Here is a 20,541-nt window from a genome sequence, read left to right as displayed (position 1 = left end):
TCCTCGGAAGGGCGGGACCGTAGCGAATCGTTTTGCAGAGTCAAGTGATTGTTGCGCTTGGGACGCGCTAGCTCAGTCGGGAATCTCGACCAGGACGACATCGAGCTTGATGGGCGGATCGCCCTCGCGTGCCACGACAACCCGGTCCCATGCGAAAAATCCCGTCTTTTCGACGGTGATCCGATGCTGTCCCGGAGGCAGCGCCACGCCCCTCTTGGCGACGTATGCCAAGGCGCCCAAATACTGGTCGTCAACCGTGACATGCGCGTCGGGCACGTTACCCGCGACGCGAAGCGACACCGTCGCGGGTCGCGTCGGCTCACACGCCGTTGCGACAAGACAAACGCACGCCGTCGCGACGACTGTTTGTCGAAAGAAACGTCGTCGGAAAGCCTCGAGAACGCTGGAGCTCGTCGCGGTGGTGCTCATTCCCACTCGATCGTTGCAGGAGGTTTGGAGGACACATCGTACACGACGCGATTGACCCCACGAACCTCGTTGATGATCCGAGTGCTCGTTTTGCCGAGAACTTCGTGAGGAATGCGAGCCCAATCCGCGGTCATGCCGTCCTTCGATTCGACCGCACGCAGCGCAATGACCTCGTCGTACGTTCGCTCGTCGCCCATCACACCCACGGTTCGCACGGGCAAGAGCACGCAAAAGCTTTGCCACACGCGTTCGTATTGACCCGCTGCGCGCAGCTCCTCTTCGAAGATCGCATCCGCTTCACGCAAGACCGCGAGTCGTTCTTCAGTGATGGTGCCGAGGCACCGCACAGCCAATCCAGGGCCAGGGAAGGGGTGTCGCCAGAGCAGATGATGCGGAATGCCCATCGTCGCTCCGACCGCACGTACTTCGTCCTTGAACAATTCCCGCAGCGGCTCGACCAGGCCGAGCTTCATGCGCTCGGGCAAACCACCCACGTTGTGGTGACTCTTGATGACCGCGCTCGGCCCCTTCGCAGATACGCTTTCGATGACGTCGGGATAAAGCGTGCCCTGGACCAAGAAGCGGCAGTCGTCGATCTTTTTGGCTTCGGCGTCGAAGACCTCGATGAAGACGCGACCGATGATTTTGCGCTTTTGCTCGGGGTCCGTGACGCCTGCCAAAGCATCCAAGAACTGCTTGCGTGCATCGACGTGTACGAGGCGAAGATGCTGGTGCTCGCTGAACGTCCGTACAACCTGCTCAGCCTCGCCCTTACGCAAGAGGCCGTTGTCGACGAAGATGCACACGAGCCGATCCCCGAGCGCGCGGTGACAAAGCACCGCCGCGACCGAGGAATCGACGCCCCCGGACAAACCACACACGGCACGTGCGTCCGGACCAACTTTGTCGCGAATGGCTGCGATCGATTCATCGACGAACGATGCGGGTGTCCACGTGGGCTCGAGTCCGCACACGTCGAAGAGAAACGCATCGAGCAAGTCCTTGCCGCGCTTGGTGTGCACGACTTCGGGGTGAAACTGCAGGCCGTACATGCGACGTTCGTCGTCGGCGATGGCGGCAAACGGTGTCGTGTCAGTCGTACCGAGCGTGGAAAAACCAGGCGGCACTTCGGCCACGCGATCCCCGTGGCTCATCCACACATCGAGCACGTCGCCCTCGGCGAATCTGTCGAAGACGCCGGCCGCGCGCGCAACGCGTACGAGCGCTGGGCCGTATTCACCTTCGGAGCCTCGTTCCACGCGCCCGCCGAGAAGCTGCGACATGAGCTGCATGCCGTAACAAATGCCCAGGATCGGCACGCCCACTTGCGTGAGGACATCCGGGGACAAACGCGGCGCGCCGTCGCCATAAACGCTCGCGGGACCGCCCGACAGAACGATGCCCCGAGGCGCAATCGCTCGAATGCGCTCGATGGGGATGTCGTATCGGTGAACCTCGCAGTAAACGGAGGATTCGCGAATCCTGCGTGCGATGAGCTGGGTGTATTGCGAACCGAAATCCAGAATCAGGATCGTGTCCCGACGGCCAGTGAGCATGCGCCGCGCTAGCACTTTTCTCGTCGAGTCGCTAGGTCACTAGATGGGAATGGGTACCGGGACAAACTCGGTCATGCCTTTCGGAACGGGAACGTCGGAATGTTTTCCGACAATCTCCGCCAAGGCTTTGGCCAGCCGCTCGGCATCGGACGGATCGCCCTTCCGTAGCGAGTAGAAGATCGCGTACTTGCCCGCTTCGGCCGGTGGTTCGGGGCCTTTGTCGGATGCGAGCGCGATGAAGAGGTGAACGACGGATCGGCCCTTGGCACAAACGATGTTGAGCACGCCCCTCTGCACGGCTTGAATTTCGCGCACCTCGAAGTCGCCCAGCGAGCTGCCAACGACGAGCGGCGCGACGAGCGCGAGTTCGTCCGGGCCAGCCGGCGTAGCAGGCGGAGGTGGCTCGGGTGCGGCGGTTGCCGAAGCTGCCGGCGGCGGATCGGTCGTCGCTCGAGAACACGCGAACGTGCTGGCGGACAAACCGCACAGCAGCACGAGCGCGCAAAGTCGTTTGTCGCGCCGTCGTCGCGTCGAGCTTCGATCGTTTGTGCTCATATTATTTGCCCCATGACGCCGGTCACGGGGTAGCAGAGCCAGGCTGCTGCTCTGCAGGTGCAGGCGCTTCAGGTGCAGAAGGTGCGGGGGCTTCTTCGCCCGCAGGTTTCGGCAATTCGAAGCTGCGGGGCGGTTCGTATTCGGGGGGAGGACCTGACGGCGGTTTGCCTGCGGGCCGAGGCGAACCGCTGCACGCGGCCAGGAAAAACATCGCCGTCGTCGCAAGTGCCCAGACAAACTTCATAACGCCGTGCCTTTCGGCTTCTTCTTCGTGGTGGTCGAGGGCGGCTCGTCGTGCAGAGGTGAGCCGAAGGGGCTTGGCGGAATGACCGGTTCCGGTCCCGTCCCGGGGTTGATTTTTTGCTCGACGCCTTCCGAGCGTGGAGGGCGCGGAAGCGATGGCGGAGGGGGCGGCTCGACGTGTGCGCCAACCGCTCCAGGAGCACCCATTGGAATGCCCGTCGTCGTAGGAACAGCGGTAGCGGGCGTTTCTTCGTCGCCGCCGATGCATCCGAGGCCAGCGAACGAGACGAAGAAAACCACAGCAGGAGCGAACGGGCGCAGGCGACTTCGCACGTGTGTACGCTAGCATGTCCTTGGCCTGCTGCGCCGCCTCGCGTTAGGTTTCTCCCCTGTGGAGAGCAACGAATCGAGCGACCGGTTGAAGGAGTTCTGTGTGCGCGCGCGAGCAGCAGCGCGTGTGCTCGCACGTGCCACGCGAACGCAGAAAGATCGAGCGCTCATCGCCATCGCGGAAGGCCTCGAAGCGGCTGCGAACGATGATTCCGCGCTCCGTCGAGCCAATGCAGAAGACGTCGAGGCTGCTCGCGCCGCGGGTTTGTCCGAAGCCATGCTCGATCGCCTGCACCTCGATGCATCGCGCATCGCGGCGATGGCTGCGGCGGTGCGCGAAATCGCAACGTTCGACGATCCCGTGGGTGAAGTGCTTGGCATGAAGCAGCGCCCGAGCGGCATCGAAGTGGGGCAGGTTCGCATCCCGCTCGGGGTCATCGCGATGATCTACGAAGCGCGGCCGAACGTGACCGTCGATTCCGCTGCTCTTTGCTTGAAGAGCGGCAACGCAACGCTCCTTCGCGGTGGCAAAGAAGCTGCCCGATCGAACGCAGAGCTCGGCAGCATCGTCCGAGCGGCGTTGGTTTCGGCAGGTTTGCCCGAGGATGGGGTCATCATCATTCCGCCTACGGATCGCGAAGACATCAAGATCTTGGTCGGTTTGTCAGGGATGATTGACCTGGCGATTCCTCGCGGAGGAGAGGGGCTCATCCAATTCGTCGCAGAACACGCCCGCGTGCCCGTGATTCAGCACTACAAGGGCGTTTGTCACCTGTTCGTGGACGAACACGCCGACATCGACATGGCGCTTCGTCTCGTGGAAAACGGCAAGCTGAGTCGTCCAGGCGTGTGCAACGCGCTCGAATGCGTCATCGTGCATCAACACATCGCGCTGACGTTCCTCATGCGACTGAACAAGTTTGCCTCGAGCAAAGGATTGGAATTGCGCGGTGACGAGGCGACGCGTGTGGTGCTTCCTTCGGTGAAAGCAGCCGCGCCCGAAGATTTTGGCCGCGAATTTCTGGCGCCGATCCTCGCCGTACGAATCGTCGGTTCGTTCGAGGAAGCGGTAGGCCACATCGATCGATACGGATCACAACACACCGAGGCGATCTGCACGAACGACGTGGCCACGGCGCGACGATTTTTGCGGGAAGTGGACGCGAGCTGCGTTTTGGTGAATGCGTCGACTCGATTCAACGATGGTGGGCAGCTAGGACTAGGCGCCGAGATCGGCATTTCCACGACAAAGCTCCACGCGTACGGTCCCATGGGTTTGGAAAGCCTGACAGCCCGGAAGTGGATCGTGTTTGGCGAGGGGCACACCCGGTAAAGTTTCGCCCCTTGGTCGGGGCAGCGAGGTACATTTGGTCACGAGAAAGCGGTCGGACGAACAGGGCGATCGGCCCGCTCCGGCAAAACGAACGACGACGACGAAACGCTCGCGAGCGGCAAGCTCGGATGCTCCCGCGCCGCGACGTGCGGTCGAAACTGCCGTTTCGACGGCAAGCAAGAAGGCCGCTCGGCCGAAGCTTCGCGCGTCGCACTCGAGCACGGCGGAAGGTGGTGCGACACGCCGCACGACGATCGGTCGAAGCAAGGGGCCCGGGCCGTCTGGCCGCGGTCCTGCCGTGCGCAAGGCTCCGCTGGCAACGCCCAAGCGAGCCCAACCTCGCAAGACGGCTCCGGAAACGCCGAGCGCTGCGCGTCAACTGGCGCTTGACATCGTGGCGGCGGGCCTCGAGAAAAAGGCGCTCAACTGCGAGGTCATCGATGTCCGGGGACGCGTCGACTACGCGGACTTCCTCGTCATCATGACGGGTCGCAGCGATCGGCACGTCAGCGCGATTGCGCAAGGCATCGACGAAGAGCTGGGCAAGAAGAAGGTCGCGCCGATCTCGATCGAGGGCATGACGCAGTCGACGTGGGTGCTGCTCGATTACGGCGATGTCGTGGTTCACGTCTTCCAAGAGGACGCGCGACAATTGTACGACATCGAAGGACTTTGGATGGACGCGAGTCGGGTGTCGGTGCCTGATGAGCCCGGACAAACAGCATCACATGCGGCCGCGGGCGATGGACACGTCGCTGAAGCGGAAGACGACGAATCGCCTGTCGACTGCGACTGAGCGATGCGCATCGTCATCGTTGCAGTGGGCCGCGTGAAGGACAAACCCTTGCGCGCGGCCATCGACGAATACGTCGGACGAGTGCGTCGGTTCGTCTCGTGCGATGAAGTGGAAATCGAAGACGCACCGGCTGCCCGGCTCGTTGAAAAGTTCAGCCAAAAGACGCAGGGGGCGACGACGATTGCGCTGGAAGTTCACGGCCGAGCGGTCGATAGCCCGACGTTTGCGCGGGAGCTCGAAAGAGCAGGCTCACGCGGGAAGGGGACGGTTGCGTTTCTAATTGGTGGGGCCGATGGGATCCCCGCAGCGATTTCGCAAGCAGCGCACGATAGGTGGAGTTTGTCGACGCTGACCTTTCCTCACAGGCTCGCGCGACTGGTGCTGGTCGAGCAGATTTACCGAGCGATGACGATTCTGCGGGGCGAGCCTTACGCGCATTAGTTTGGTGCAAGCCCGGTCGCCGCCCGAATCTTTCCGACACTTGCGGGACCCCGAACTCGTCCGCTTCGCGGGCTCAAACAGCGGGGCCCCCCGCAAGCGCCGGAAAAATTCAGGCGACGACCTTAATAATATTGAAATCCCCGGCTTCCTGCCGGGGGGGTTCGGGGGGGGGGTTTCCGGGGAGGGGGGCTTTTGGGGTGAGTTGGGGGGGCCCCCGGCCCGCCTGGCGCGCTGCTCGTGCTGGGGGGGCGCGGGGGGGTCGGGGCGTTGGGGGCCTGCCGAGCGTCGGTGCGCCGGGGGGGGGCCAACACCGTTCCGGGGGGGGCAGCCGCGCGAATTTCGGAACCGGGGCGAGACCGCGGATGGCCTTCGGCCCTGTAGAGCGGCCCCTGGCGGGGGCGGCGCCGCTCGTGGCGGCACACCGCCGCTTTGGCGCCGCCCACCGCCGTTTTATTCCCCGTCAGCCAGTCTTTTTGTCCCGCTCCTTCGCCCGCCGATACGCCTCACGCTGTTCGGGTGTCGGTGGTTTGCCGAAGATGTACGCCAGGCCAATCGAGATGATGTAGAGCCCGATCATGGGCACGGCCATGATGATCTGGCTCGTCATGTCGGGCGGCGTGAACACGGCAGCAATGACGAACGAAAGCAGGACGAACCACCGGGCAAACCGTATGAGCTGCAAATAATTGACGATTCCTGCAACTGACAAGAAGAGCAAAAACAGCGGCAGCTCGAAGACCACACCGAACGCAAGGATGAGCTGCAACGAAAAGTCGATGTACTCGCCCATCATCACCGTCGGCGTGATGGTGATTCCGCCTTCTCCGAGCGGCCCAGACAAACTCAAAAAATAGTTGAACGTCAAAGGAAACGCTGTCGTGTAGGCAAATAGTCCGCCGCCGACGAAGAGCAGCGTCGAAAGAAGAACGAACGGAATGACGAACTTCTTTTCACGCGCGTACAAACCCGGCGCGACAAACGACCAGAGCTGGTAAAAAATGATGGGCGCGGCAAACGCTAGACCCGCCACCATCGAGAGCTTGATGTACGCAATGACGCCACCACCGGGCGAGCTGAAGTGCATCGTGCCGTCGCCCGCAAGCCCCTGCGCTTTCCATGCCGTCTGAAACGGGACGGTCATGAGGTTCAGGAGCTTGGGCGCATACGCGAAAGACCCAAATGCGCCCACGAGCAGCGCAATCATGCAAACGGTCAAACGCTTGCGAAGCTCGTCGAGATGCTCCCAAAAGCTCATGGGAGCGCCGCCATCCTCCTCGTCGATCGGCTCTTGTTTGGGAGCTGAAGCGCCAGCCTTCGGCGTCGTAGCGCTCATATCGGGGCAGCGCCTCCCGAGCTCGGCTCCGCCACCACTCCCATCGTCATCGGATCGGACGTGGCAACGGCCCCATACGGAGCTGCATCATCCGGCAACGCACCGTAAGAATCGCATCCGAGCAGCGGATACTCACGCTCGCGCGATGCTTTTGCAGGTTGTTCGTTACCAGCCGGTTTGTCGGAGGTAGCGGGTTTGTCCGCGGAAGCAGTGCCCGCGAGCGCTGCGACCGGAGCGGTCGATTTCGAATCGGCAGGGGCCGCGTTGCCCGAACCGGCAGCGGAACCTGTAGGAGCTGCGGCCGTCGGCTGCGCGATGCGTTCGAGCCCGTCGAGAACGTTGATGTTCGAGAGCGACCGAATCTCCTGGATGCTCCGATCGATGCCCTCGTCACGCATGAGCTGATCAATGCCGCTTTGCGCACGCAGATCGGTGCTCATACGGCGGATCCGCGACACCCACTGGCCGGCCGTTCGCATCATGTTTGGCAATTGCCGTGGCCCAACCACGACAATGGCCACGATGACGAGCAGCGCGACTTCGCCGAAGCTCAATCCGAACACGCGACGAAACTAGCGCGCCACAGTGTCCGGATCCACCGCATGCCGCTTGCGACGTTCTTTCACGAGCGGCCGAGCAAGCTGCCCGCAGGCTGCACCGACGTCTCCACCCCCGGAATAGCGGACGATCGCCCCAACACCCCTGCTGAGCAGCGCTGCCCGAAAGGCATCCAACCGCGTCGATGGCGAAAACGGGTCGACCTCGCCGGCCGACGCGATGGAATTGTACGGAATCAAGCTGAGCCGAGGGCGCACACCGTTCGTTTCCGCAAAAGACCGGCAAAGATCGGCCAGCGCAATGGCATCTTCGTCGCTGTCGTTCTCGTTCGCGAGGAGCGTGTAAGCGAACATCGGCGAATGGCGCGTTGCACGAGCGTGCTCGCCCGCGGCAACGAGAACTTCGGCAAGCGGATGCGCGTCGTCGATGGGCATGAGCGACCTTCGCCGAGAAGGCCGAGCCGAGCCCATCGATAGGCCGAGACGAACCCCGGGCACTTCACGCATGAGCAAACGAATGCCCGTGGGCAAACCCGACGTGCACACGGTGATGTTGCGCATGTCGATGGCCATGGCGCTGGGATCGCTCATCACGCGAATCGCGGCGATGACGCGCTCTACGTTGGCGAGTGGTTCGCCCATGCCCTGAAAAAGTACGCCGTGCGTGCGAGGCCTGATGCCCGCTTCGACGAGGCTCGATGGAGGTTCGTCGCGAAGATCGGTGCGGACTCGACGCACCTGTTCGATGATCTCCCAGGTTTCGAGGTTGCGCCCGAGGCCCATGCGGCCCGTTGCGCAAAACGCGCACGCGAGCGCGCAGCCGACTTGCGATGACACGCATACGGAATAGCGGCCTGGTTGTTCGAGCGGAATGCGTACGGTTTCGATGACCGCACCATCGGACAAACGAAATGCGTACTTGACAAACGGATCCTGCAAGCTCGCCGATCGCGCTTCCACATCGATGGTCGGCACATGACCCACGGCTCGCGCTGCATCGAGCGCAACGCGGCGAATCGTTGCAGGCGCACGCTCGGGCAAACCCCCCGTGCGATGCACGATGGACACGATGCGCCGCGCATCCACGAGTTCGATGTTGCAAACCCGCGCGAGCTCGTCCGGAAGTGTGGCTTGCAGGGCGATGGGCACTGGAAGAAACCTTCTTAGCGGAAGGAGCGTCATGAATCGAGCACGCCGGGCGCTTCGCTCTTCCACGGCCGGCTCGACTGGGTCTACCGTCGTGGCCGCATGTTCGTTCGTCGTGCCATCGCAATTGCAGCGGCCATGCTCGCGTGCGCAGTCGCGCGCCCCGCGCATGCATCGCCTGAAGACGTGTTTGGCTTCGGCCCGCGCACGATGGCCATGGGCGGCGCGGGCGCGGCGCTCGGTCGTGGATTCGAGGCCGTTTGGGGAAACCCTGCGCTGCTCAGCGCCGAGCGCCAACGCGAGCTCAACCTGGGATTTTTGGGATCCGTCTTCGATCTGCGAGCGCCCGATCGAATCGACTATCACCCCACCGCCGGAAGCTTCATTGGCGCCGTGTTGCCGGTTCCGTTCGGAGGCGTCCTCAAGGATCGCGTCACCGTGGGGCTCGGGTATTTCACGCCGTTCGACGTGATTGTTCGAGGCCGCATCTTGTATCCCGAGAGGCCGCAGTTCTTGCTCGCGGATCGAACGGCATCCGTTGCCGTGCAAGTCGCGCTCGGCGTGGACGTTGGATACGGTTTTCGCGTAGGCGCAGGCTTTGCAGCGCTCGCAGCGCTCACAGGCTCGGTGCTCGTGGCAACCGATGCATCGGGTCGCATCGGTACGACCGTGGACGACACGCTCGTCGCTGCGTATGGGCCGCTCGTGGGCGTATCGTACGAACGTAAAGGATATCGAGCAGGCCTGACGTTTCGCGGCGAGCTGTCGGGGCGGTTCAACGTGGTGATCGATGTGCGCGACTTGGGGCAGATCGTCGTTCCACCACTGAACATCTCGGGCCTTGCGCAGTACGATCCGATGCAGTTCGCGCTGGAAGTCGCGCGCATCAAGGGCCCTTGGCACGTCGTTGCAGGCGTGACGATGAAGCGCTGGAGCGCTTATCCGGGGCCGATCGAAGCGACCGTGCGTTGCCCGGACATCGATCCCGACACGGGCGAACCTGCGACGGAGCCATGCGGAGCGCTCGTGCCTGCGCCCGTGAATTACTCGAATACCGTCGTGCCGCGTATCGGCGTGGAACGTGTGCTCGAACCTGCGCGCACGGTGTCGATGACGCTGCGTGCGGGCTACTTCCTCGAAATGTCGCCGGCCCCAGAGCAGACGAAAGAAGCAAACTTGTACGACAACACGCGGAGCGTCTTCGGGCTTGGGTACGGCATCGAGCTGAAACCTCCGATGCCGCGTTTGCGTTTCGACGTCGCCACGCAAGTGCAAGTGCTTCACCCGCAAACGCACACGAAAGAGGCGGGCGTTTCACCGGACAATCCCGGCGCGCCGGAAGTGCGTACGAGCGGGTTTGTCTTTGCAGGCGCAGCGACCGTGGGGGTGGGCTTCTGATGGCACGCGCATTCTTTGTTGCCCTGGGCTTTGCTGCGATCTCGCTCGTGGGTAGCGCAACCGACGCACTTGCTAGCGCACCGGGAACCTATGGCTTTGGTTCGCGCGCATCCGCGCTTGGAGGCGCCGTTGCGGCGGATGCGCCCGATCCGTCGGCATGTTTCTACAACCCAGCATCGCTGATGGGAGCTCCAGGACTGGGTTTGTCCGTGGGCTACATGTACGCGGACAATCGTTTGCGTATCAACGGCAAGGACAACGACGTCGTCGACGTGCACGGTTTGACCGCGGGCATCGTCGCGCCCGGGCACATCGGGAAGCTCCCGTTTGCGTTCGGGATCGCGACGTACTTGCCGGATGATGGTTTGTCCCGGATTCGCGCGTTGCGACAAGAAACGCCGCGGTGGGAGCTCTACAACGATCGCCCGACCATCCTGTTTCTCACGGTCCAAGTAGCAATTCGGCCGCTGCCGTGGCTGGAAATCGGCGGAGGTCTCGCGTTTCTCGCAGCGACGCGTGGTCGGTTCGGCATTCGCGGCGAAGCCAATGTGCTGCGGCCGCACGAGTCGCAACTGGAGCACGAAGTCGATGCAGACCTGACGTCGATCCGTTACCCGATTGCCGGAGTGCGTTTCAAGCTTGGGAGCCTTGGGTACTTGGGCGTTGCGTACCGCGGACAAACCAAGCTCGATCTAGCCCTCGAAGCGAACCTCGCGGGCGTCGTCGACTTTGCCGGCGTCGACGTGCCGCTCACGTACGCGCTCGCGACGCGCACGATCGATGCGTTTCAGCCGCAGCAAGTCATCGCAGGCTTTTCTTTCCAAATGATCAAGCGACTCCGCGCCAACTTCGATCTCGGTTGGGTCGATTGGTCCGCATACGAAAGTCCAACGGCGAAGACGACCGCGCATCTCGAAGCGGAACTGCCGCCTGGAGTGAACATCGAGCTGCCCGAGGATCCGAAACCGATCGATGTCGTTCCGCCGGCATTTCAGGATCGCTTCGTGCCTCGTTTGGGCGTCGAATACATGCTCGGGTTTGGCTCGGAACGTAAAGTGAGTGGCCGAGACGAACCGGCGAAAGCCGTGGAGGTTCCGCTGCGCGTTGGATACGCGTACGAGGCATCGCCCGTGCCGCCTCAGACGGGCCGCACGAACTTCGTCGATGCCGATCGGCACACGTTTTCGGTGGGAACGGGCGTCGTGTTGAACGCGCCGTTTTCCGTGATGCAAGGTGCGTTGCGCGTCGACGCACATGCAGCGATTTCCGTGCTGCCCGAACGCGTGACGTACAAGGCGAGCGCGGCAGACTTCGTGGGCGACTATCGCGCCGATGGCCTCATGATCGCCGGCGGCGCGACGGTCACCGCCTCCTTCTGACGAAAGGAACATCATGGGCTGTCTGAAAGCTCGTTGTTTGCTCGGTGGTCTCGCACTGTTATGCGCGGCGTGTGCGACGCTCGCCGAAGCTGAAACCGGAGGCGAAAACCTACCGAACGCGGGCGCTGGGCCGTTTCGAGCGCTCCGGCCGGACGAAGTAGGAAACCTGCGTTCAGCGCCGAACGTGCTCGTCGATGACGAAACGTTTCCTCGAGATCCCGCGCTCCTCGACGCCGACGGTGATCCTTCGACCCCCGACGTTTTCGGCTACTTCGCGATCACGCCGAACGACGGGATGACCGAGCCGGATCCATCTGCACTGCCGCGAGCAATCGTGCGTTACGGCGCGCAGGATGGCCGGTCGTTCGATCGATCTCCCACGACCGTGCTCGTGCCGGAAGAGGCGTGGGAAGGTTCGACCATGGGTGCGCCTGCAGCGATTCGCGTGGGCGCAGAGGTTTTTCTTTACTATACCGCTGAGGGAGGCATTGGCCTTGCGCGGAGCGATGATGGCTTGACGTTCGTGCGCGTTTCAGGGCCAATTTTGGGGCCGGATCCGAACGGGTGGGAAGGTGGGCAGGTGCCTGCGAGTCCCGGCGTCGTGCGACTCGACGATGGGTCGTTTCGCATGTTCTACGAAGTTGCGGGCGATGGGTCCGAGAAGCGGATCGGCGAAGCGCGGTCGGATGATGGGGTCGCATGGCAGCGTGTTGGTGATGCGCCCGTGCTTGCTCCGCGGATGGACGTGAATCTGGAGGATCCGTTTTACGACGGAGTCGCGGTTTTTGCGCCGTTTCCGGTGCTGGGCAAGTCGGCGGAGGGGCGGTCCATTTTGCGCGTGTATTACGGCGGAAGGGACGCACTTGGCCGCATGTCGATTGGTTTGGCTGCTCGATACGATCCAGCTTCCGGGGCGCTCGAACGCGCCGCTACGCCTGTTTTCGGTGGATCTTTGGGTCCGTCGGAGCCGTGTGTCGAGGTTCGTCCTGGCTACTCGCTGCTTTTCGTCACGCAGCTCGAAGGGCGCACGAAAAGCGAGCAAATACCAGCCATTGCAGCCGCAGTGTCGCCGGCGGATGCCGTGCTTCCAGCGCCGTTTCGCCCTTGAGAAACCGACCTTTTCGCGGTGCAAGGGCTTTACATGTTGGCCTTCGTGTGATGTAACAGGGCGTCGAGCGATTGTCGGTATTCGTGAGATGTACGTCGCGGCGATGTGCGTCGCGGGCATTTCATCAGGGAATCAATATGGTGGAAGGCGAGCTGCTCACGCCAAATTTGCGTCTGGTGCGTCCTCTCGGGCGCGCGGGGTCGCACGTGTGGGTGGCGCACTTTTCCACGCTCGACCGGGAAGTTGCGGTCAAGGCGCTCGATCGACCGCTCGCACGCCATTCACCGCAGCTTCATCGGTTTCAGCGCGAGGCGGAAGTTGCCGGGCACATCAAGAGCGCGCATGTCGCGCAGGTGCTCGAGCATGGCGTGACCGCGACGGGTCTGCCGTATCTCGTGATGGAACTGCTCGAAGGCGAGGACTTGGCGAGTCGATTGAAGCGTGAAGGTCCAATGTCGCTCGCCGAGGTGGGGCGATTGGTTTTTCAAGTTGCGCGAGGGCTTGGCAAGGCACATTTGCTCGGGCTGGTCCACCGGAACTTGACGCCGGCGAATGTATTTCTCGCCAATGCACCCGACGGAGGGTTCGACGTAAAAGTGCTCGATGTGGGCTTGTCGAGCAGCTCGGATTTGGCCATGGGAGGGCGGGTGCCGACGGGGGCTCCTGCGGACTTGGCGCCTCCCGAGTATGCGAGCCCCGAACAGGTTTTCGGGGTGAAAGATGTGGATTTCCGGGCAGATTTGTGGGCGATTGCCATTGTTGCGTATCGCGCTCTGACGGGGTGCACGCCATTTCGAGCGACGAACCCGGACGCATTCGCAAAGGCGATCGACAAGGCGGCATTCGAACCGCCTTCGACCATCGTGCCGACTTTGCCTCCGGCGATCGATGCGTGGTTCGTGAAGGCGCTGCAGCGCGATCCGGCAGCTCGGTTTGGCGGGGCGAAAGAGCTGGCGGATGAATTCGGCCGCGCAGCGGGAATCGAGCATCCCGACAGATTGGTGCGGGCGTCATTCCTTCCGCCCATGTCGGTGAAGCCAGGGCGTGGTGCGCTCACATCCGCGGCAATGCTTTCAGGGACGGGATCTGCGACGACCGAAGCGGTGACGGTCATTGGTGCCAATCGGAAGAACCGCACGAGCTCGGCGCTATTGATAGCGATCCTCGCGGTGATCGGTATCGGCACCGTCATTGCGGGGTTGTCGCTGATGAATCACTAACGCACGTCATACCCCGGAGCGCCGCGGCTTCCGACGGGCAATGCGCCCACGAGGCGAATCATGGTCCACACGGTCCCAGCGAGCTTTCGGAGCTTCGACTGGCCCACGCGCTCGTGATAATCGATGGGCATTTCCACCACGCGATACCCACATTTTGCAGGAAAAAGTAGCGTGTCGATCGGTATCGCATCGCCTTCGCCGTCAAAATCGAAAGCTCGAATCACGCTCGAACGATATGCCCGCATGCCACTGTGCACATCGCACGTCGGCACGCCGTGCATTGCATGCGCCATTGCCGCAAATGCACGATTTGCAATGTAGTTTGGCATGGGCATTGCCGCGGGCCTGGTGCGCGTGCGCGCGCAATTGATGACGTCGATTCCTTCTTCCTCCACCATCTTGCGCAAAATGGGAATGTAGTCCGCTGGGTACGTGAAGTCGCAATCGAGGTAGATGAGCAGATCGCTTTGCGCGGCGGCGTTGTACATCAATAGCTCCATCGCCGGCCCATGTCCGCGCGGCGGAACTTGCCGCAATACGCGAGCTCCCAAACGAGCCGCAATTTCAGGCGTTTCGTCCTTGGAACTGTCGACACATAGAATCTGCGCATCCGGAGCAACTCGGCGAATTTCGCCAATCATTGCAGCAACGCTTTCCTTTTCGTTCATCGTAAGCATGCCCACGGTGAGCCGCAGCTTCCGCGCTCGAACCGGCTTTCGCGCGACGTACACGTGCTGAAATGCCAATAGCTCCGGTGCGCGCGCTGCGACGACGTCTTCCACGGGACGCACGAGGCCTTGGTACAGCTTATAGGGCAGGGATTTTCGTAGGCTTTCGGGGTCTTCGGTGGTCGTCCCGAGCGAGCTCGTTGCAGAAAGCACGAGGTTTTTGGCGGCGCGCACGACCATCGGGTTCTGCTCGACGCGGAGCACTTCGAGGCCCGCGTCTTCGAGCATTCGCTGGCCCGTTTCACGCGTGAAAAAACGCAGGTGCGTGTCGTCGAGGATCCCGCTCTTGGTGTACTCGAAACGCCCGCGCATCAGGTCGAGCCGCACGGGCCACGCCGCAACATTGGGCAACGACACGATGACGTGACCGTCGTCTTCGAGGAACGGCAGAAGCCGCCGAAGGACGCTCTGAGGATCAGGGACGTGTTCCAGCACGTCGGCGAAGAGCATCAAGTCGAATGTTCGTCCGGACAGACCTTGACGAACCGCGTCGTCGCTCGTGATGTCGATGCCGAGGACCTCGTCGAGGCGTTCCTTTGCGCGGGCGCGTGTGGCCTCGACAATCTCGATCCCGGTCACTCGAGCGCCTTTGCGACGCGCCGCGAGCCCGTTCAGGCCCACGCCGCAGCCGACGTCGAGCACCGAGCGTGGGCGGCCGATGGCGCGCACGAGCGCGACGTTCTCTTCTTCGACGACGTATTTGATGTCGCTTGCACTGAGCGACTGAGTGAGCTCCGCGGTCACGCGCGGCTACTTAGCACGACTTGCCCACGCGGCGTTGAACTCGCGAATGGTCTCGTCGGTTTTCGGATTGTGGAGCATTTTTCGGAGGATCGTGGGGGTCACGGTCACGATGTGCGCGCCCTGCTCGAGCGCTTCGTTCACGTCCATCAAGTGCCGTACGGAGCCGACGATGATTTGAGCTGCGAGTTTTTCGCGGTCCATCTGCGCGCGGGTTGCGGCGATGATGGGTCGCACGTCGTAGCCCATGTCACGCACGCGACCGCTGAAGATGGAGACGAAGGTTCCGCCCGCGAGCGCGGCCAAGTACGCTTGGTTGAAATTCATCAAGCAAGTGACGTTGGTGGCGATGCTCCGCGTAGCGAGAGCATGCGTGACGCGGAGGCCCATCTCGCTGAAGGGAACCTTGATGACGATGCGCGCTGGCGCCCACGCGTGGTAGCGCAGGGCTTCTTCCATCATCGCGCTTTCCGTTTCGCTCGTGAGCTCGACGGAGACAGGGCCTTTGGACACTTCGATGACGGCGCGGATGCGTTCTTCGAGGTCGACGTTGCCGGCTTCGCGCGCGAGGATGAGCGGGTTGGTCGTGACGCCTTGGACGACACCCCAAGCGAAGATGTCCTTGATTTCACGAGGATCGGAGCTGTCGAGGAAAAGCATGCGTACCTTCTGCCACGGACGTGCGACGCGGGGAGGATAGATCAAACGGCGCGTCGGGCGAGGGGATTGTCGTCGCGTGCACTCGAGCACCCTGGTTGCTCGAAAGTCAGGAGGGCGTGGCAACCAATGAAGAGTAGCTACTTTCGTTGGGCGAGCAGCGCTTCGAGCTGCGCGATGCGTGCGAGCGCATTTTCTTTTTCGATTCGTTCATTTTCTGCGCGCCTCGCTGCTTCATCTGCGCGCTTCGCTGCTTCGTCTGCGCGCTTCGCTGCTTCGTCTGCGCGCCTTGCTTCTTCGTCTGCGCGTTGCAAGGCTTCGTTCGCGCGTTGCTGAGCTTCCTCTTCCAGCGTCAACCATCGATCCTTCCCCTCGCGGTCATTCGATATGACGAGGTCATTGTCCACGACCGATACCCACGCATCGAGCACCTCCGAGCGCACCGGCCCGTCGCCTGCGTACGTCTGCACCAGCTCGGCGTTCGTTTCCCGCTGGAACATTTGCAGTCGCACCGGCGGCTGTTCTTTCGAATGCCCGTGTAGCTCCGGATCGAATACCCACAATTCAGTCGTCCCCAATAGATTGTGCTTCTCGGGGGATTGTGAATAATCTTTCTTGGGACGTGAATAACTCACGATTTCAATGGCGAGCAGCGGCGGACGATGGCCCCGCTCCCACGTGCGGAGGCTACGCACGTCCCCATGTGCGTCCCGCGGCGGCTCTTCCACCACGAACACGTCGGGATCCACCCCAACGCCCGGATGGCTCTCGTCCCATCGGCACGCTAGCTCACACCCTATCACGAGATCGTCGCGACCGATGCGAGCTTTCCACGCGAGCAATGAGCTCTGCATGCGTCTCTCACGCGCCTGGTGTTCGATTGACTGCGACACGGGTTCGTCATCCTCGATATACCAGTCGGCAGGATACGACGAGCGATGTTGCGCAATTCTAAAACTACGGTCCTGCGCCAACTGAGTCATGAATCTTTCGTAGTGCGGGTTTGCCCGCGGTGCAAGAGAAAAATTCAGCAACTCCGGCGATGGTGGGTTCGTCCAAGTATTACGAGCTGCGTCATCGACATTTTCACGTGCCCGCAAACGATCGCTCATGGTTTCACCGCCATGCGCTTTCCATATCAACGAAATGGCGAAGGACTTTGGGATCGTGCAGGCGCAGAAATGCGGCAATGACGACCGGTCATTTTCGCGTGACGACGTCACAGTCGATTGTCCGCTCAAGCAGCCCGCTGCAAAATGACGCGCGCAAGGCCATCCATGCGGCTGGCGGATGCGTCGGGGCGAATGAGCGGAATGTCGTCGAAACCCGAGCGGACGGGGCACATTTCGCATCGCCCGACATCGAAAATCAGGCCCGCGAACAGGCCGGCGCCGCGCGCTGCGAGGACATCGACCGCGGCGTCGCCAATCATCCAACTGCGCGCAGGATCGAGGCCAAGCTTTTGCACGAGCGCCAAGAGCATTCCTGGATGCGGTTTGCGGCAAGCACATTGCTGGACGAGCGACGGATCGCCGCCAGGGCCGCCCTCGTTGTGATGCAAGCAGACTTCCACGGCTTCGATGCGAATGCCATGTTCGGCAAGGCGCTCGACGACGGCTTCGTTTGTCCGGGTAATGGCAGCGAGGGAAACTTGGCCCTTGGCTGCACCGGGCTGGTTGGTGGCCATGGCGAGGACGAACCCTGCATCCTGCAATGCTCGAAGGCCTTCGACGACGCCGGGGAAAAAGCGCACGTGGCTCGGATGAAACGCGCTGACGACGGCGCCAAGCTCCTCGTCGCGCACGAAGTCGATGAGTGTGCCGTCGCGGTCGACGATGATGCCGGGGCGTCCGGTCACGAGGTGGCCTCGGCGACCATTTGGCGGAGTCGTTCGCAAATGAGGTGGTGGTAGACTTCGTGGAAGCCTTCCACGTGCGGGGTGGATGTGTGGCCGCTCGGCGTGCGCGGAACGATGATGGACGCGTCGGCCATTTGGCGGAGAGCGCCGCCGTCGTAGCCGACGAGGGCGACGACTTTGCCGCCGTGCTTCTTGACGAAATCCGCAGCAGATACGAGGTTTTGGGACCACGGACCGGCTTTGTCGGCGCCGGAGCCTCCGTGGACGCTGAGGCACACGAGGACATCGCCCGGTTGCATGGTTCCGTCGAGCTGTTCGAGGAAGATGCGGCCAAAGCCGACATCGTTGGTCAGCGCACTGATGAGGGCGGCGTTGTCGCAGAGCGAGCGGCACTTGAAGCGGCGCTTACCTTCGACCCAGGTAAACTTGGCGATGTCGCAAGCAAGGTGGCTGGCGTTGGCGGCGCTACCGCCGTTGCCGCAGGTGAAGATGGTGCGGTCGTTGCGCCAGGCGTCGAAAAGGGTTTCGATGACGGCGGTGAGGTCGGAGCGGCTGGAGCTGAGGGCGATCTCGGCGGTTTCGCGAAGGTAAGCGTCGACGAATTCGTGGGTGGAGGAGGACATCGGAGGGGGTTGTAGCGCAGAGACGCGAGGATTGGGAGGGGCTTCCGAAGTGGTTGGCACCTTTGGGATAAGGGCGAGGGCTCACATCTAGAAAAGTGGTTGGCACCTTTTGTCCGCTTGCGGCATCATCGACGAACACAACCTCAGCCCAGCACCCCATGACCCGAAACCTCGTCTTTTCTGCGCTCGTTGCATCGCCCCTCGTGCTGGCAACGCACGCATCCCACGCGTGCTCGTGCGTCGAGCCCGAGCCTCGGCTGCTTTCCCCCTCGCGCTCCGTCAAGGCTCCCCGGAATTCCAGCGTGCGTGTGGTGATCCCCACGCATCTCAAAGGAAAGCTCGCGCTCCGAAAACATCGCGGCAGAGAAATCGACGCAAGGCGCATCGACAGCCCACTGCCGAACGCAGCCCACGTTGAGCTCACGCCCGTGCAGGCGCTCGATGCCGACACGCGTTACGAAGTCGCTTTGATCAGGCCCGACGAGCACCCATCGACGCTGGTCTTTGGCACGTTCGTCACAGCCAATGATTCCGACACGAAGGCACCGACGCGCGCCAAAATCGGCAAAACGACGGTCAATGGTCACCGGGCCATGGCCATGACGAGCTGCGGCGTGAATACTCCATGGGCCGAGATCTTCTTGAGCGACGCGCGCGATCCCGACCGTGACGACGCTCGCCTTCTTTACGCCGTCTGGGCATCGAAATCGCCTGGCGGCATTGATACGAAGGCGCCGCCAACCGCATATCTCGTCCCGCGCGATGGGAAAATCAAATTGGGGCGGACGTCTTATTGCGATCCCGATGATTTCCCATTACCTCGAAGCGGAACCGTGACCCTTGCCATTGCAACGATCGACGAAGCTGGTAATCGGAGTCCCATACAAAACGTGAATCTCGTCATACCACCCGCAGGGAATGGCCCATGAAAGTCATTTGGATTTCGGGGGCATTTTTTTTATTCGGTTGTGGTTCGTCGGCTGCGCGTCCCGAGCCGCCGGTTTTGATTCCAAAACCAGTCGAGAGCGCAGCGGTGGAGCAACCCGCGGATCCTCCAGAGCCAAAAACACCACGAAAGGCACGCTTGCAAATCGCAATCGGTGAAAGTACGGCGTGTCTGCGTGTTGATTCATCGCTGTGGTGCTGGCGTCGCACGGTTGGTGTCGACGCACCTATAAAAACTGCGAATTCGCCCATACAAGGCATTGGAGACGTATCCGACGTCGTCGTTGGATACGACTACGTGTGCGCGCTTGGAACCGAAGGACGCGTTTTCTGCTGGGGAAACAACGACCGCGGGCAGCTCGGCGCGGGCCGCATGGAGGAACGTATCGATACGCCCGTGCCTGTACGAGGTATCGAAGGCGCAGTGGCTCTCGGCGGGGGCCTTTGGCATACGTGTGCCATTCTTGCAGACGGGGGCGTGAGCTGCTGGGGCGCGAATTGGGCCGGACAAACTGGCGCTGACGTCGAATACACGCAAGGCGCACGCGAGCTCGTGACGGCAGAGCGCGTCGCGGGCATGTCCAATGCTTCGACCATCGTTGCAGGGCGCGATCAAACATGCGCTCGAACCGATACGGATTTTTGGTGTTGGGGCAGGTCGCCATTGAAGACGCATACGGCGAGCATCCAACCGTCGAAGGTTGCCGATCTTTCGGACGTCGAGCAGCTCGTGCTCGAGGACGAAACGACGTGTGGGCTGTTCAAAGGTGGACATGTGTCCTGCTGGGGCTCGGGCGCATTCAGTTTGCTCGTGGATGGCCCGCTGCGCGCCGAAATGCCCATTCCTGTGGAACTTCCACCCGCCAAAGGCATTGCGGCGAGCAAATACCATGCATGCGCCCTTCTTCGGGACGGCCGCGTGAATTGCTGGGGAATGAACACCTACGGTCAGCTCGGGCGTGCGCCCGACCGTAATGATTATCGACCCCACGCGCAGGGCATCGTCCAAGGATTGCCAGCGCAAGTGAATTCGCTGTCGCTCGGTTCCGGCACTTCCTGCGCCATCGTGCGCGATACCGAGCTATGGTGCTGGGGTGTGGCTCCGCATGTTCCCTGGGTGCACGGCGCAGGCTCGGGCACGCCCGAACGCGTCCCGCTCGACTAG

The 20,541-nt window shown here is 62.2% G+C and carries 22 protein-coding genes; 9 read left to right on the top strand and 13 right to left on the bottom strand.

The features are described from left to right. Positions 1-72: 72 nt before the first annotated feature. Genes IPM54_28435 through IPM54_28415 form a run of 5 tightly spaced genes read right to left on the bottom strand, consistent with a single transcriptional unit; the run spans position 73 to position 3,116 of the window. Positions 73-429 (bottom strand): PEGA domain-containing protein, encoded by a 357-nt coding sequence (locus IPM54_28435; protein MBK9263719.1) that lies wholly within the window; start codon positions 427-429, stop codon positions 73-75. Beyond that, positions 426-1,985, bottom strand: coding sequence for a glutamine-hydrolyzing GMP synthase (gene guaA, locus IPM54_28430; protein ID MBK9263718.1), 1,560 nt, complete (start codon positions 1,983-1,985; stop codon positions 426-428). Before guaA ends, IPM54_28435 begins: the two co-directional genes overlap by 4 nt. Before the next feature lie 39 nt (positions 1,986-2,024). After that, a complete protein-coding gene (locus tag IPM54_28425; GenBank protein ID MBK9263717.1) occupies positions 2,025-2,540 on the bottom strand; it encodes a hypothetical protein in 516 nt (171 codons plus the stop codon). A 22-nt stretch (positions 2,541-2,562) separates the two neighbouring features. Next, a complete protein-coding gene (locus IPM54_28420) occupies positions 2,563-2,784 on the bottom strand; it encodes a hypothetical protein (protein MBK9263716.1) in 222 nt (73 codons plus the stop codon). Continuing rightward, positions 2,781-3,116, bottom strand: coding sequence for a hypothetical protein (locus IPM54_28415; GenBank protein MBK9263715.1), 336 nt, complete (start codon positions 3,114-3,116; stop codon positions 2,781-2,783). Before IPM54_28415 ends, IPM54_28420 begins: the two co-directional genes overlap by 4 nt. Positions 3,117-3,174: 58 nt before the next feature. Between IPM54_28415 and IPM54_28410 the strand changes: the two genes are divergently transcribed. The 3 genes from IPM54_28410 to IPM54_28400 all read left to right on the top strand — a co-directional run bounded on the left by IPM54_28410 (position 3,175) and on the right by IPM54_28400 (position 5,683). Beyond that, entirely contained in the window at positions 3,175-4,446 is a 1,272-nt protein-coding gene (locus tag IPM54_28410; protein MBK9263714.1) for a glutamate-5-semialdehyde dehydrogenase, read from the top strand. Between the two features lie 313 nt (positions 4,447-4,759). Then, positions 4,760-5,242, top strand: coding sequence for a ribosome silencing factor (gene rsfS / locus IPM54_28405; protein ID MBK9263713.1), 483 nt, complete (start codon positions 4,760-4,762; stop codon positions 5,240-5,242). Positions 5,243-5,245: 3 nt separating this feature from the next. Beyond that, positions 5,246-5,683: a 23S rRNA (pseudouridine(1915)-N(3))-methyltransferase RlmH gene (locus IPM54_28400; GenBank protein MBK9263712.1), complete on the top strand. Its 438-nt coding sequence runs from the start codon at positions 5,246-5,248 to the stop codon at positions 5,681-5,683. 460 nt (positions 5,684-6,143) lie between these two features. Here the strand turns inward: IPM54_28400 and tatC are convergent, their stop codons facing one another. Genes tatC through IPM54_28385 form a run of 3 tightly spaced genes read right to left on the bottom strand, consistent with a single transcriptional unit; the run spans position 6,144 to position 8,755 of the window. Further along, entirely contained in the window at positions 6,144-7,016 is an 873-nt protein-coding gene (tatC, locus tag IPM54_28395) for a twin-arginine translocase subunit TatC (protein ID MBK9263711.1), read from the bottom strand. Next, a complete protein-coding gene (locus IPM54_28390) occupies positions 7,013-7,579 on the bottom strand; it encodes a hypothetical protein (GenBank protein ID MBK9263710.1) in 567 nt (188 codons plus the stop codon). The genes tatC and IPM54_28390 overlap by 4 nt, the downstream gene beginning before the upstream one ends. Before the next feature lie 9 nt (positions 7,580-7,588). After that, positions 7,589-8,755, bottom strand: coding sequence for a radical SAM protein (locus tag IPM54_28385; GenBank protein ID MBK9263709.1), 1,167 nt, complete (start codon positions 8,753-8,755; stop codon positions 7,589-7,591). Positions 8,756-8,821: 66 nt separating this feature from the next. Here IPM54_28385 and IPM54_28380 point away from each other — a divergent pair, with 66 nt between their 5' ends. The 4 genes from IPM54_28380 to IPM54_28365 all read left to right on the top strand — a co-directional run bounded on the left by IPM54_28380 (position 8,822) and on the right by IPM54_28365 (position 13,824). After that, entirely contained in the window at positions 8,822-10,117 is a 1,296-nt protein-coding gene (locus tag IPM54_28380; protein ID MBK9263708.1) for a hypothetical protein, read from the top strand. Next, positions 10,117-11,496, top strand: coding sequence for a hypothetical protein (locus IPM54_28375; protein MBK9263707.1), 1,380 nt, complete (start codon positions 10,117-10,119; stop codon positions 11,494-11,496). Before IPM54_28380 ends, IPM54_28375 begins: the two co-directional genes overlap by 1 nt. A gap of 13 nt (positions 11,497-11,509) precedes the next feature. After that, complete coding sequence (locus IPM54_28370) at positions 11,510-12,604, top strand: hypothetical protein (protein ID MBK9263706.1); 1,095 nt, start codon at positions 11,510-11,512, stop codon at positions 12,602-12,604. 137 nt (positions 12,605-12,741) lie between these two features. Continuing rightward, positions 12,742-13,824, top strand: coding sequence for a serine/threonine protein kinase (locus IPM54_28365; GenBank protein ID MBK9263705.1), 1,083 nt, complete (start codon positions 12,742-12,744; stop codon positions 13,822-13,824). Here IPM54_28365 and IPM54_28360 read toward each other — a convergent pair. The 5 genes from IPM54_28360 to IPM54_28340 form a co-directional block, all read right to left on the bottom strand. Continuing rightward, positions 13,821-15,296 carry a methyltransferase domain-containing protein gene (locus tag IPM54_28360; protein ID MBK9263704.1) on the bottom strand — a complete coding sequence of 492 codons (1,476 nt, stop codon included), beginning with the start codon at positions 15,294-15,296 and terminating at the stop codon, positions 13,821-13,823. The genes IPM54_28365 and IPM54_28360 overlap by 4 nt on opposite strands. A 6-nt stretch (positions 15,297-15,302) precedes the next feature. Beyond that, positions 15,303-15,953 carry a transaldolase gene (locus IPM54_28355; protein ID MBK9263703.1) on the bottom strand — a complete coding sequence of 217 codons (651 nt, stop codon included), beginning with the start codon at positions 15,951-15,953 and terminating at the stop codon, positions 15,303-15,305. A 137-nt stretch (positions 15,954-16,090) separates the two neighbouring features. After that, complete coding sequence (locus IPM54_28350; protein ID MBK9263702.1) at positions 16,091-16,933, bottom strand: Uma2 family endonuclease; 843 nt, start codon at positions 16,931-16,933, stop codon at positions 16,091-16,093. A gap of 254 nt (positions 16,934-17,187) precedes the next feature. Continuing rightward, complete coding sequence (locus IPM54_28345; protein MBK9263701.1) at positions 17,188-17,808, bottom strand: HAD-IIIA family hydrolase; 621 nt, start codon at positions 17,806-17,808, stop codon at positions 17,188-17,190. Beyond that, positions 17,805-18,431 carry an SIS domain-containing protein gene (locus tag IPM54_28340; GenBank protein MBK9263700.1) on the bottom strand — a complete coding sequence of 209 codons (627 nt, stop codon included), beginning with the start codon at positions 18,429-18,431 and terminating at the stop codon, positions 17,805-17,807. The genes IPM54_28345 and IPM54_28340 overlap by 4 nt, the downstream gene beginning before the upstream one ends. A 158-nt stretch (positions 18,432-18,589) precedes the next feature. On the opposite strand from IPM54_28340, the gene IPM54_28335 reads away from it, so the two are divergent. Both IPM54_28335 and IPM54_28330 read left to right on the top strand, forming a co-directional pair. Further along, entirely contained in the window at positions 18,590-19,360 is a 771-nt protein-coding gene (locus IPM54_28335) for a hypothetical protein (GenBank protein ID MBK9263699.1), read from the top strand. After that, complete coding sequence (locus IPM54_28330) at positions 19,357-20,541, top strand: hypothetical protein (GenBank protein MBK9263698.1); 1,185 nt, start codon at positions 19,357-19,359, stop codon at positions 20,539-20,541. The genes IPM54_28335 and IPM54_28330 overlap by 4 nt, the downstream gene beginning before the upstream one ends.

This window comes from Polyangiaceae bacterium, assembly GCA_016715885.1.
In the GTDB taxonomy this organism is placed as follows: Bacteria; Myxococcota_A; Polyangia; order Polyangiales; family Polyangiaceae; genus Polyangium.
Note: the sequence above shows the minus strand (reverse complement) of the source record. Positions and strands in the feature narration are given on the sequence as shown.